This is a genomic window from Pseudoduganella namucuonensis (genome assembly GCF_900116645.1).
GTDB classification, from domain to species: domain Bacteria; phylum Pseudomonadota; class Gammaproteobacteria; order Burkholderiales; family Burkholderiaceae_D; genus Rugamonas; species Rugamonas namucuonensis.
This window is the reverse complement of record NZ_FPBO01000013.1, coordinates 133,544-147,041: the sequence shown is the minus strand read 5'-3', so window position 1 is coordinate 147,041 and position 13,498 is coordinate 133,544. Positions and strand designations below refer to the sequence as shown.

Sequence of the window (13,498 nt, the reverse complement as noted above, 5' to 3'; positions counted from 1 at the left end):
CAATTATTTGACGGAGGCGGCCTTGATGTCGGCGGCGGCCTTGGCTTTCACTTCGGCGGTTTTGGCGGCGGCGATGGCTTTTTCCTCGTTGGCCTCGGCTTTTTCCTTGGCTACCTTGGACTCGGCCTTGGCCGTGGTTTTGTTCACGTCGGCGTTGGCGTCGGCGATTTTCTTGTCGGCCTTGGCTTCGGCTTTGATCTTGTCCTCGGGGTCGGCCTTGGCGACCTTTTCCTCGGCGTTGATCTGCTTCTTCTCGGCCTTGGCGTGCGCCTTGGCGACTTTCTCGTCGGCCTTCGCCTGGGCCTTGGCCACGTCCTCGTTGGCCGACGCGTCCTTCTTCATTTCCTTGGCTTCCGCCTTGGCCACGGCCTTGTCGGCCTTGGCCTGCGCCTTGGCGACTTCCGGCGTGGCGGCCACGACCGGCGCGGTCACGGGAGCGGTGGTCTGCGCCATGGCGGCGGTGGCGAACATGCCTGCGATCAGGGTTGCGATGAGCTTATTCATGGTGAGTGCCTTTCAAATGGTTTTTTGGATGCATGTGTTTTCTTGTCACGGATCCAGAATAGGCGCGTATCCGCGCCCCATCTGTTCGGTAGCGCACCATGAATATTTATCAAACGTAAGCAAACGTTAACGGCCGCCGTCCCGAATCGCCTCCGGGATTTCCGCCGGCTTCGCCCAGATCGAGGCCAGCGGCCATATTTGCAGCGCGCGCAGTTCCGCCGCGCCGCCCTCGGCGAACAGCGCCACGCCGTCGCTGCCGGCGCGCGGGAAGACCTGGCTGCTCAGCGTCAGCTCGCCTTCGCCGGCGAACACGGTGACCGACGACCGGTCGACCAGGATGCGCAGCCGGATCGCGCCATCGCGCAGCGCCATGGGCGCCGCGTGCCGCGCCGCGAAAGCCGCGTGGAACGACGCGTCGCCCGCATTGCGGCGGTCCACGTACACCTCGCCGCGTTCGCGGTCGTAACCCACCACGGTCCCCTCCCCGTTCGGACCCGCGTGCACCGTCACGCCCGCGCGCGCGGCGCCGCCGGGCGCCAGCAGCATGTCGATGTCCAGCGCGCCGGCCGGGCCGCGCGCTTGGGGCAGCGGTGTGACGCCCTCCGCGACAGCCCTGCCGCCCCGCGCCACCGCCGCCCGCCGCAAGCCATCGAAGCCGGTCACGGGTTGCTGCGTCAGCCGCACCTGGCCATCGATGGTGCGCAGCCCAAGCTCGCGCGGCACCGACTGCGCGCCGCGCCACGCCGCCGCCGGCAGGTCGTGCGCGTACAGCCAGTTGCTCATCCAGCCCAGCAGCACGCGGCGGCCGTCCGGCGCGCCGTTCCAGCTGACGGCCGCGTAGAAGTCGGCGCCGCCGTCCAGCCATTCGTCGCGCTCCGCCTGGAAGGTGGCGCCGTCGAAGCGGCCGACGAAGTACTGCGCGCCGGAACCGCCCGCCGGCCCGCCGGGATTCAGATTCATCACCATCACCCACTTGCTTCGCGCCGGATCGCCATCGACGGCCAGCTCGAACAGGTCCGGGCATTCCCACATGCCGCCCACCGCGCCGGCCGGTCCGAATTCGCTCATGTAGCGCCAGTTGCGCAGGTCCGTGGACGAATACAGCACGGTCTTGTGCCTGTGCGCCAGCACCGCCACCATCACCCACTTGCGCTCCGGCGCGTACCAGAACACCTTGGGGTCGCGGAACTCGCGGTACTCGTCCGCGTACGGCGCCGGCGGCTGCTCGATGACCGGGTTGCCCGCGTACTGGGTCCAGCTGCGTCCCTTGTCCAGGCTGTAGGCCAGCGACTGGCTTTGCTGGCCGGCCCGCACGCGCCGCCCGTTCGCCAGCGTGAAGTCTTGCGGGTAGACGCTGGTGTACATCGCCACCATGGCCGGCTTGCCGGGCTGCCCCAGGCCGCTGGTGTTGTCGGTGTCCACCACGGCGCTGCCGGAAAAGAACATCTGGGTGACGCCTCCCTTGTCGTCCTTCTCCACCGTCAGTGCCAGCGGCAGCTCGCGCCAATGCAGCAGGTCCGGGCTGACCGCGTGGCCCCAGGACATGTCGCCCCAGCCGGCGCCGTTCGGGTTGTACTGGTAAAACATGTGGTACTCGCCGTCGTGGTGGACCAGGCCGTTCGGGTCGTTCATCCAGTTGCGCTCGGGCGTGTACGAGAGCTGCGGCCGGTGCGGCTGGTCGTATTCCGCGCGCGGCTGGCCCGCGGGAACTTGCGCGCAACCGGAAATGGCGGCGGCGGCGATGCCGGCGGCCAGCATCTCCGCGGCGCGCGGTTTTTCAGTGGTGATTTTCATGTCTCCGCTCATGAATGTCCAACGTTGTCATATTTATGCAAGACTATCGCCACGCCGGCGGGATGTCAAGCGATGCCCGCCGGCGGGCGGGGCGGCCTAGTTGCGGGGCCGCGAATACAGGTCGATGGTCTGGCCCACCGCTTCGACGCAGACGGCGCAGAATTTCTCGCTGCGGTCGAACATCAGGCACTGCTGCGCGGGACGGTAGTAGCCGGTGGCCTCGTAGTTCGCGCCCTCGAAGGCGCCCACCGCGTCGCGGTGCGGGGCGGTGGAGAACAGCTTGTTGGTGTAGGCCAGGTCTTCGCGGAACAGCGCGCTCATTTCGGACTCGGGACGGTTGGCCTTGCGCAGCGCGGCGCGCGTCTTCTGGTATTCGCGCGCATGCTCCTCGTACGCGGCCTTGGGCCAGGGCGTGGGCAGCGGCGTGCCCTCCTTCGCCAGGTGCCGCCATTTCAGTTTGGCCGGGTCGCGCAGCGCGGTGGCGTTGGGCTCCCAAGGTTCCACGCGCTCGCCGGTGGACTGGTAGGCCACGGGCGAGGTGTAGTACTCGTCCGCCAGGCCGGCGAAGTGGTGGCCGAATTCGTGCACGAACAGGTAGTTGGACCAGTCGCTGTTGGCGGCGGCGGTGCTGAACTGGCCGTAGATGCCGCCGCCGCCGTAGGTGTCGTTGTTGACCAGGATTTCAATGAACTCGTACGGCGCGTGCTGGGCGATGTCGCGCAGCGCGCGGTTGTCCAGCGTAAGCACGTAACGCTCGCTGCCGAAGATGTCGTAGCGGGTGCCCAGCGCCGACGGGTTGTGCACGCCGGTCGATGGACGCGAGACGCCGGATTGCCGCGTCGGCACCGCCAGGCCCCACACGTTGAAGTCCCGCGCGCGCTCCTTGAAGGGGGACACGCTGAACAGATAGTCGGCCAGGCGGCGCGCGGTGCGCTCGAACTTCGCCATCTCGGCCTGGGTATAGCCGTCGCCCAGGATCAGCAGGTCCACCTTGTCCGGCGACGGGCCGCCGACGCGGATGGGAATGGGCTTGGCGGGCAGCGGCTCCTGCTTGCGCACCACGTCCTGCGCGTCGGTGTCCACCTCCACGCTCCACACGATGGAGAAGGCGTTGCGCTCGTCGCGCTTGAGGATGCGCACGCGCACCGGGCGGTCGGGCTTGGGGAATCGCACCGACTCCTGGAAGCCGCGGCTGGCCTTCTGCGCCTCGTCCGTGGTGCGCCACTCGCCGAAGATGGTGGAGAAGCCGCGCGAGTACAGCAGTTCGCCCGTTTTCGCGTCCACCACCTCCACCCGGTTCACGCCGCGGTCCGTGTCGTCCAGGTTGCGATCCAGCCTGCCGGGCCACGGCAGCGGCTCGATCACCACGCGGTCCATCGCGTACTGTTCGGACAGGGCGTTGCCGGTGTGGAGGTAGTCCACGCGGACGGTGGCGGGCTGGGTGGCGGACGGACTGGATGGCGCGGCGGCGAGGGCGGGGGCGGCCGCGCCGGATAGGGCGACGGCTATGCTCAGCGCAATGCGCGCCCTGGTGGAGCGGATCATGGCGAGTCCTTGTACGTGGTTGGGTGCCGCGTATTGTAAACGCCACCGCCGCGTCCTAGGGGACAGACCCGCGACCTTGGCCCCAAGCCTTGGCTCGGGGCCCGAGGCGCGGGGTCTGTCCCCGGTTTGAGCTCGCGTCAGTTCTTGTACTTGTACAGCGGCCGCTGGACCTCGATCGGCCGGATGTCCAGCCGCAGGTTCAGGATCGAATACGCCTCCACCACCTGCGACAGGTAGCCCGTGCTTTCGGGCGTCTTGGAGAAGCGGAACTCGAAGCCGATCTCCGGCGCCGTGCCGCGCGGATCGCCGCTGGCGATGCCGATGGCGTCCTGCTGGTCGCTGTCGATCAGCTTCTCCATCAGGTCCACCACCGCGCTGTTGCCGAGGATGTCGTTGCTGTACACGGGGCCGCGCCGCACCGGCCGGGTGTTGTCCAGCCGCCCGTCGGCCTTGTCCTGCGCCGGTATGAAGGTCTGGGTGGCGATGTTGAAGCGGTCGCCCCGGTCCAGGTAGCTGATCAGGACATTGCTGACATTGAAGGCGCTGGCCTCGGCGTCCATGGTGGCGCGCGACAGGTCCAGCAGCAGCGCGCCGCGGTAGCCGATGATCTCCACCTCGCGCTTGGAGTTGACCACCATGGCGCTGTTCTCGTCGATGCCCAGGCCGAGCTGGTAGCCCTTCTTCAGCATGGCCGGGATCATGCGCGCGAAGCGGCCGCGGATCAGCAGGTGCTGGTCGACGAAGATGTCGTCGCCGATGAAGCCCAGGCCCGGCGCGATGTCCTTGCCGTCGGCCACGCCCTCCTGCAGGGTGGCCAGCACGCGGCGCGCGTCGTAGAACATGGTGCTGCTCATGATGGCCGCGCCGGCGCTGGTGCCGGCGATCACGCCGCCGCGCTTGTAGATGTCCCAGATCGCGTCCAGCGCCGCCGTGCGCGTGCCGTCCGCGCGCACCAGCGCCTGCGTGATGCGGCCCTGGTCGCCGCCGGCGAAGTAGACGCCGTCGGCGCGCCGCACGCGGTCCGCCAGGGTCATGTCGTCGGCCGCCTTGCGGTAGTCGCTATTGGCCAGCTTGACGGCGATCGGCACCAGGAAGGGATCGGCGCCGTAGCGCTTCAGGTAGCCGATGATGGCCTGGCCCGACTTCTCCGGCGCGCCCGCCGCCGACGGGAACACCGCGATGCGCGCGCCCTTGCCGCCGGCCAGCTGCACGATGCGCTGCCAGATGTCCGCGTTGTCGCCGCGCAGGCCGCCGCCGATGATCACCAGGGAGCCCTTGGGCTGCACCGGGTCCGACGCGTGCGCGGTCGTCACCGCGGCGAACCAGATCAGCGAGGCGTGCCCGAGGCGACGCAATAGTCTTTTCATCACACCCATAAATCCGTCCATCCAGCAAAAATCCAGCAAATAAGTATGTAAGGCATGCGCCCGTTCTTTTTTGACAATATACATCAAAGCGCCGCGTCCCCGGGGACCGGTGCCGCGCGCGCGATACAAATCCTTCGCCACGGCGCGCCCGGCGCGGCATAATTCACGGCTTGAACCCCACATGACAGGTACGGCCATGCACGCGGAAAAACACACGATATCCACGCCCCACAGCGGCACCAGCCACGCGCTCACCAGCTACCACTTCGGCACCGCGGGCCAGGGTAAGAAGATCTACATCCAGGCCGCGCTGCACGCCGACGAGGTGCCCGGCATGCTGGTGTCGCAGTTCCTGCGCCAGCGGCTGCAAGAGCTGGAGGCGGCGGGCAAGGTGCGGGCCGAGATCATCCTGGTGCCTGCCGCGAACCCGATCGGCCTGTCGCAAGCCATCCACGGCGCGCCGTTCGGCCGCTTCGACATCACCACCGGCATCAACTTCAACCGCGCCTACAAGCACGTGGCCGACGAATTGAAGCTGTCCCTGGAGGGCAGGCTGGGACAGGACGCGGACGCCAACGTGCGCCTGATCCGCGAGCAGGCGCGCGCCGCCATCGCCGCGATCAAGCCGGCCACGGACGCGGAAACGCTGAAGAAGCACCTGCTGACATTGGCCATCGACGCCGACATCGTGCTCGACCTCCACTGCGACAACGAGGCCGTGCTGCACATTTACGCCGGCACGCCGCTGGCCGACGCCATCGAACCGCTGTCCCGGCTGATGGGCGCGCACGCCGTGCTGCTGGCCCTGGCCGCCGGCGGCGACCCGTTCGACGAGGCCTGCAGCCGCCTGTGGTGGGACCTGCAGGCGCACTTCCCCGGCCACCCGATACCGCCGGCCTGCCTGTCCACCACGGTGGAGCTGCGCGGCGAGATGGAGGTGAACTACGACTACGCCCGCAAGGACGCGGACGCGCTGCTGCGCTTCCTGGCGCTGAACGGCGCCCTCGACATGGAGGCGGGCGAGCTGCCGCCGGCGCTATGCGCGGCCACGCCGCTGGAGGGCGTGGAGCCGCTGGTGGCGCCGCACAACGGGGTGCTGGTCTACACGCGCGACTTGGGCGAACGGGTGGCGGCCGGCGACGCGCTGGCCGACGTGATCGACCCCGTCACCGGCGAGACCACGTCCGTGCGCTGCACCGTGCCCGGCGTGTTCTTCGCGCGCAGCGCGCACCGCCACGTGCTGCGCGGCATGAACATCGGCAAGGTCGCCGGCGCCGCCGCCTTCCGCTCCGGCGAGCTGCTGAGCCAATAGTCCATCAAGGGACCCAATGAAAATCCGCCTCCCCAACACCTACGTCCTGGTCTTCGCCATCCTGGCGCTGATCGCGCTGTCCACCTGGTTCATCCCGGGCGGCAAATACGACACCCACCTGGTCAACGGCAAGCAGCTGATCGACCCGGCCACCTTCCACTACATCGAAAGCAAGCCGCAGGGCTTCGCCGCGCTGATGATGGCGCCGATCAAGGGCTTCGCCGAGGCGGGGCTGATCATCGGCTTCATCCTCATCGTCGGCGGCGCCTTCAACGTGCTGCACAAGACCGAGGCGATCGACTCGATGATCAAGTCCATCGCCAAGGCGCACACCCGCTCGGCCTTCGTGCGGGGCGCGCTGATCCCGGTCTTCATCACCCTGTTCTCGCTGGGCGGCGCCACCTTCGGCATGAACGAGGAGGCGATACCGTTCATCCTCATCTTCGTGCCGCTGGCGCTGGCGCTGGGCTACGACACCATCACCGGCGTCTCGATCCCCTTCCTCGGCTCGCAGGTGGGCTTCGGCGCCGCCTTCCTGAACCCCTTCAACGTCGGCATCGCGCAAGGCATCGCCGGCATCCCGGTGTTCTCCGGCATGGGCTACCGCCTGATCTGCTGGACCGTGGCGACGGCGCTGACGGCCGGCTTCATGATGTGGTACGCGGCGCGCATCAAGCGCAATCCGCAGCTCAGCCCCACCTATGTACTGGATCTCACCAAGCGCAAGGAGAGCCAGCTCGACCTGAGCAGCTTCGAGGGCATGACGGCCAAGCACAAGGTCGTGCTATGGACTTTCGCCGCGTCGCTGGCCGGCATGGTGGTCGGCGTGGTGAAGTTCGACTGGTACATCGAGCAGATCGCCGCGCTGTTCCTGGTGATGGCCATCGTGATCGGCGTGATCGGCGGCCTCGATTCGGACGAACTGGTGGCCGCCTTCATCCAGGGCTCGAAGGACCTGGTGGGCACGGCGCTGGTGATCGCGCTGGCGCGCGGCACGATGATCCTGGCGCGCGACGCCAACATCATCGACACCATGCTGCACGGGCTGCTGCCGCTGGTGCAATCGTCCAGCCCCGTGTTCGCGGCGCAGAAGATGTTCGGCATCCAGACCGTGATCAACTTCTTCATCCACTCCGGCACCGGCCAGGCCTCGCTGACGATGCCCATCATGGCGCCGCTGGCGGACCTGGTGGGCGTCACGCGCCAGACCGCGGTGCTGGCCTTCCAGTTCGGCGAACTGACCACGCCGATGATCCCCACCTCCGGCATCACGGTCGGCGTGCTCGCGCTGGCGCGCATCCCGTGGATCACCTGGGCCAAGTGGATGATCCCGCTGCAGCTGATCTACGCCGTCATGGCCCTGCTGCTGCTGATCCCCCCCTGCCTGATGAACTGGCAATAGTTATCATAACCACATCGGTGTCAGGCGCGACATTCGGACATTTGACTCGGCGTCCCCGTCCGAATGTCCGAATGTCGCGCCTGACACCGATGTAGTTGGGGCAAGTTTCTCTCCCGCCACGGGGGCCGAATTCCCCCCGCCCGCCACCTCCGGGCCCCAACCTTGGCTATAATCGTCCAATTCTCCGCACGCCCACCCTCATTAGAAATCATGACTGATCAATTCTCCAAAAAGAGCGAAGCCTGGTCGGCTCGCTTCTCCGAACCCGTCTCGGACCTCGTCAAGCGCTATACCGCCTCCGTGTTTTTCGACAATCGCCTGGCCAAGGCCGACATCCAGGGCTCGCTGGCGCACGCCGAAATGCTGGCCGCGCAGGGCATCATCAGCGCCGCCGACCGGGCCGAGATCGAGCGCGGCATGGCGCAGATCAGCCAGGAAATCGAGGCCGGCAAATTCGAATGGCTGCTGGACCTGGAGGACGTCCACCTGAACATCGAGAAGCGCCTGACCGAACTGGTGGGCGACGCCGGCAAGCGCCTGCACACCGGCCGCTCCCGCAACGACCAGGTGGCCACCGACATCCGCCTGTACGTGCGCTCCGCCATCGACGACGTGACCGCCCTGCTGAACCAGCTGCGCGGCGCGCTGACCGACCTGGCCGAGAAGCACGCGGACACCATCCTGCCCGGCTTCACCCACATGCAGGTGGCGCAGCCGATCACCTTCGGCCACCACATGCTGGCCTACGTTGAGATGTTCGGCCGCGACGCCGAGCGCATGGCCGACTGCCGCAAGCGCGTGAACCGCCTGCCGCTGGGCGCCGCCGCGCTGGCCGGCACCACCTTCCCGATCGACCGCGTGCGCGTGGCGAAAATCCTGGGCTTCGACGACGTCTGCCACAACTCGCTGGACGCCGTCTCGGACCGCGACTTCGCCATCGAATTCACCGCCGCCGCCTCGCTGACCATGATGCACGTGTCGCGCATGTCCGAGGAGCTGATCATCTGGATGAGCCCGCGCGTGGGCTTCATCGACATCGCGGACCGCTTCTGCACCGGCTCGTCCATCATGCCGCAGAAGAAAAACCCGGACGTGCCGGAACTGGCGCGCGGCAAGACCGGCCGCGTGTACGGCCACCTGATGGGCCTCCTGACCCTGATGAAGGGCCAGCCGCTGGCCTACAACAAGGACAACCAGGAGGACAAGGAGCCGCTGTTCGACACCGTGGACACGCTGGTCGACACGCTGCGCATCTTCGCCGACATGGCCGGCGGCATCACCGTCAAGCCGGACGCGATGCGCGCCGCCGCGCTGCAGGGCTACGCCACCGCGACCGACCTGGCCGACTACCTGGTGAAGAAGGGCCTGCCCTTCCGCGACGCCCACGAGGCCGTGGCGCACGCCGTGCGCGCCTGCGACGACCTGAAGATCGACCTGGCCGAGATGTCGCTGGACCAGCTGCGCGGCTTCTCCACGCTGATCGGCGAGGACGTGTTCCAGGTGCTGACGCTGGAGGGCTCGGTGGCCGCGCGCGACCACGTCGGCGGCACCGCCCCCAACCAGGTGCGCGCGGCGATCGCCCGCGTGCGCGCCCAACTGGCCGGTTAAGCGGCCGGCGCCGGCGGGGCGCGAAAAGGGGTCGGGTTCGGTATTTTTAAATACCGAACCTGACCCCTTTTTTCATTGCGCCACCAGCCGCGACAGCACGGCGATGGCGGCGCCGGTCTGGCGCTGCTCGAGCAGGATGGTCAGCTCGGTGTGGGTGGAGATCATGTTCACCAGGTTGATCTTGTCCCACGCCAGCTTCTTCAGGATGCCGTGGTAGATGCCCGGCCGGTCGCAGGTCTCCGGGTCCAGCTGCAGCGTGACGGCGTTCAGGTTCTCCAGCCGCAGCAGCAATCGCTCGTGCTCGAACACCTGTTCCACCGCGCCGGTCAGCGGCCGGCTGCAGATCACCATCACCTCGTTGATGCCGCGCGTGACCGTCACGAACGCGCCCCGCTGCGGCGCCGACAGCGCCAGCAGCTGCCGGTGGCACTCGTAGGTGTGCTCCGAATAGCGGAAGGTGTACATCGTCAGGTCGGTGCGGGTGGTCAGCTCGCCCGTCTTGCGCGCCAGGGACAGCTCGGCCACGCAGCTGTCCCGGTGCTGCGGCAGGCGTTCGGCCACGCGCCGCAGCGCCATCACCACGGCCGCCTGGCCGACCGGTTTCCACAAGTCCGTCTCCAGCTGCGGCTGCAGCTGCCGCGCCAACTCGGACAGGTTGATCAGTCCCCGCCCCAATCCCTCTGTAAGGAAAGGCGATTCCATGACCAGCCGCTCAACTTTGGTAGATATCGAGAGCATAGTAAGCGAAGAAAAAAGCTGTCCCTGCGTGCTGGCGCCGTATATGGCGGCGAGTACGCGACGACGCTGCCCGGCCGGATGTCGGCGAGACGGCGCAATGGCTGACTGGGGTGGCGGCGGCGTGGCCCTATGAGGAGTTGGGTGAACCCGTGCGTATCGTCATCGTTGATTTCCCTGTGTTTTTCCCTGGAGCGCTGGTTTTTGTGGACCTTGGGGTCCCGCGCCTTTGTGTCCCCGGCTGGCGAAAAAACGCTGCCGGTTTTCACTTAGTGTAGATCGCAACATTATGGAATTGCAACCTGAGCGTGATGATTAATCTTGCAATGTGTCGCGTAGATCACGAATTTAGAGTGTTACGTCTATTTCGTTGCGATTTACATACACCCTGGCCGGAAAACACCCCTATCGTGCGCCGCTAATTTGGCGTTCCGGCTAGCGAAAGTGAATGTACTTGCGAAAATTTGTCCCATTCTTAACAATTATTCGCCCAACGACTCATTTTCCAAGTTTTTTGACTTGCCTCCATTGAACGGAACAGTATCCATCCCACCCGGCGTTTTCGTCAAAACACTGCCCGGGACTACCCGTCCCGCGCGCGGCGGACGCCAGGCTGGCCTCGCACCAGCGGCCAGGTTGGATACCTGAGTGCATAACCCGTAACCCTTGGAGAAGAGATGAATTTACGTAAGACCATGCTTGCCGCATCCATCGCTGCCTTGCCGCTGATGATGGCCACGAACGCCCACGCCGCCGGCCCGATGATGGCCGCCCCGATCAGCCAGGCTTCTCCACAAGAGAACGCCAGCCTGGTCGCTAAACTGGCCGCCCGCCCGAGCTCAAAAGGCCTGGACGCCGCCCACGGCTACGCCGTCGCCGCGCAGCACGCCGGCGAGGCCGGCACCAGGATCAGCCGCGCGCGCCACACCTACAACGGCCTGCGCGTGTTCGGTTCCGAATCCGTGGTGGTGACCAACGCCGCCGGCGACATCGTCAGCGAGTCCGTGTCCGACCGCCGCGGCGGCCTGGACGCCCCCGGCTCGCGCGGCCTGGCCGCCAGCGCCTCGTCCCGCGCCGGCGCGCCGGACCTGACCCCGGCGCTGAGCTCCACCGCCGCCATCGACAAGGTGGTCAAGGCCGTCGCCCCGCGCGGCACCCACCGCTGGGCGCCGCAGGCCGAGCTGCTGATCTACCCCGTCATGAAGTCGGTGCGCGTGGCCGCCGCCGTCAACAAGCCGGAATCGGCCCTGAACGCGATGGACCTGGAAGAGGTGGTCGAGCGCTACGAGCTGGCCTACCTGGTCAAGACCCGCATGGCCGACAACGGCAAGCTGGTGTTCCACGACACCGTGGTCAACGCCAAGACCGGCGCCGTGATCGCCCAGTGGCAGGCGCTGCAAACCGTGGTCGGCACCGGCAACAGCCAGTACAACGGCGCCGTGCCGATCAACACCACGCTGTCCGGCGGCACCTATTCGATGAAGGACGCCTCGCGCGGCGTGGGCGGCACCTTCGGCGGCATGGCCATCACCAACGCCAACCACGCGCCGGAATCGAACCCCACCCCGGGCACCATCTACACCAACACCAGCAACACCTGGGGCGACGGCCAGCAGTACGTCAGCGGCGGCAGCACCACCAACGCCAACGGCCAGACCGCGGCCGTGAACGCGATGTGGGGCCTGATGAACACCTACGACACGATGAAAAACGTGCTGGGCTGGCAGTCCCTGGACGGCAACAACACCGCCACCTACATCGCCGTCCACGTCGACAACAATTACGACAACGCCTTCTTCGACCCGAACTGCAAGTGCATGTACATCGGCGACGGCGGCACCAGCTTCAAGAACCTGGGTTCGATCGACGTGATCGGCCACGAGATGGGCCACGGCGTGATCGACGCCACCTCGGACCTGGTCTACTCCGGCGAATCGGGCGGCTTGAACGAGTCCAACTCGGACATCGCCGGCGAGATGACGGAGGCCTACGCGCGCGCCGGCGGCACCGGCAACCTGATCCCCGCCTCCGGCAACGACTGGCAGATGGGCACCGAGATCTCCAAGTCCGGCCAGCCGCTGCGCTGGATGATCAAGCCATCGAAGGATGGCAGCAGCCCGAACCAGTGGTCCACCACGCTGAAGAACCTGAACGTGCACTACAGCAGCGGCCCGAACAACCGCATGTTCTATTTCCTGTCGCAGGGCTCGAGCTCCAGCTCCTCCAACGACGCCTACAGCTCCTACCTGACCAAGCAGCCGCTGGCCATGACGGGCATCGGCAACGACAAGGCCTTCCGCATCTGGTTCAAGGCCGCCACCACCAAGTTCACCTCCTCCACCAACTACGCCGACGCGCGCAACAAGGTGCTGCTGGCGGCCGAGGAACTGTACGGCGTGGGCAGCAAGGAAGCCACCGCCGTGAAGCGCGCCTACGCGGCCATCAACGTCGGCACCGACGTCGACGAGGTGGCGGGCGGCGTGACCATCGGTACCCAGCCGGCCAGCATCACCGTCGCGCCGGGCGCCACCGCCTCGTTCACCGTGGGCGCCAGCGGCGGCACCGCGCCGTACGCCTACAAGTGGTACCGCAACGGCGCGCTGATCTCGGGCGCCACCGCGGCCACCTACTCGTTCACCGCGCAGCAGGCCGACAGCGGCGCCGTGTTCAAGGCCACGGTGACCGATTCGTCGTCCACCCCGGTGACGGTCACCTCGGGCAACGCCACGCTCACCGTCAACACCATCACCGGTGTCGAGCGCGTGACCAACGGCGGCTTCGAGTCCGGCGCGACAGGCTGGAGCGGCAGCACCGGCGTGATCGGTTCCTACAGCGGCCAGACCGCGTTCGAGGGCAGCAAGTTCGCCTGGCTAGGCGGCAACGGCAGCACCGCGACCGAGACGCTGACGCAGAGCGTGGCGATCCCGTCGACCGCCACCTCGGCCGCGCTGACCTTCGCGCTGCACATCGACACCGCCGAGACCACCACCAGCACCGCCTACGACAAGCTGGTAGTGACGGTGAAGAACACCAGCGGCGCCGTACTGGGCACGCTGGCGACCTACTCCAACCTGAACAAGGCGACCGGCTACCAGACCCGCAGCTTCAGCCTGCTGCCGTACAAGGGCCAGACGGTGCAGCTGTCGTTCGCGATGACGGAGGACTCGTCGGCGCAGACCTCGTTCGTGGTGGACAAGGTGAGCCTGATCACCCAGTGATCATGTCGTCCTA

Annotated in this window: 9 protein-coding genes; 4 read left to right on the top strand and 5 right to left on the bottom strand. The window is 66.9% G+C overall.

Annotation, left to right across the window (positions count from 1 at the left end; translation table 11 throughout):
* Positions 1 to 3: 3 nt before the first annotated feature.
* The 4 genes from BM436_RS15840 to BM436_RS15825 form a co-directional block, all read right to left on the bottom strand.
* Positions 4 to 504 (bottom strand): hypothetical protein, encoded by a 501-nt coding sequence (locus tag BM436_RS15840; protein ID WP_093556496.1) that lies wholly within the window; start codon positions 502 to 504, stop codon positions 4 to 6.
* Between the two features lie 126 nt (positions 505 to 630).
* Positions 631 to 2,298 (bottom strand): glycoside hydrolase family 32 protein, encoded by a 1,668-nt coding sequence (locus tag BM436_RS15835; RefSeq protein WP_218164865.1) that lies wholly within the window; start codon positions 2,296 to 2,298, stop codon positions 631 to 633.
* 96 nt (positions 2,299 to 2,394) lie between these two features.
* Positions 2,395 to 3,843 carry an IgA Peptidase M64 gene (locus BM436_RS15830; RefSeq protein WP_093556495.1) on the bottom strand — a complete coding sequence of 483 codons (1,449 nt, stop codon included), beginning with the start codon at positions 3,841 to 3,843 and terminating at the stop codon, positions 2,395 to 2,397.
* A gap of 137 nt (positions 3,844 to 3,980) precedes the next feature.
* Complete coding sequence (locus BM436_RS15825) at positions 3,981 to 5,210, bottom strand: cyanophycinase (RefSeq protein WP_093556494.1); 1,230 nt, start codon at positions 5,208 to 5,210, stop codon at positions 3,981 to 3,983.
* A 196-nt stretch (positions 5,211 to 5,406) separates the two neighbouring features.
* Here BM436_RS15825 and BM436_RS15820 point away from each other — a divergent pair, with 196 nt between their 5' ends.
* The 3 genes from BM436_RS15820 (at position 5,407) to argH (ending at position 9,532) form a co-directional block, all read left to right on the top strand.
* A complete protein-coding gene (locus BM436_RS15820; protein WP_093556493.1) occupies positions 5,407 to 6,522 on the top strand; it encodes a succinylglutamate desuccinylase/aspartoacylase family protein in 1,116 nt (371 codons plus the stop codon).
* Between the two features lie 16 nt (positions 6,523 to 6,538).
* Entirely contained in the window at positions 6,539 to 7,924 is a 1,386-nt protein-coding gene (locus BM436_RS15815; RefSeq protein WP_093556492.1) for a YfcC family protein, read from the top strand.
* A gap of 210 nt (positions 7,925 to 8,134) precedes the next feature.
* Positions 8,135 to 9,532, top strand: coding sequence for an argininosuccinate lyase (argH, locus tag BM436_RS15810; RefSeq protein WP_093556491.1), 1,398 nt, complete (start codon positions 8,135 to 8,137; stop codon positions 9,530 to 9,532).
* Positions 9,533 to 9,604: 72 nt separating this feature from the next.
* On the opposite strand, the gene BM436_RS15805 is transcribed toward argH, so the two are convergent.
* On the bottom strand, positions 9,605 to 10,234 hold the full coding sequence (locus BM436_RS15805; RefSeq protein ID WP_229490344.1) for an ACT domain-containing protein: 630 nt from the start codon (positions 10,232 to 10,234) through the stop codon (positions 9,605 to 9,607).
* A 710-nt stretch (positions 10,235 to 10,944) separates the two neighbouring features.
* On the opposite strand from BM436_RS15805, the gene BM436_RS15800 reads away from it, so the two are divergent.
* Entirely contained in the window at positions 10,945 to 13,485 is a 2,541-nt protein-coding gene (locus tag BM436_RS15800; RefSeq protein WP_093556489.1) for a M4 family metallopeptidase, read from the top strand.
* The last annotated feature ends 13 nt before the right edge of the window (positions 13,486 to 13,498 follow it).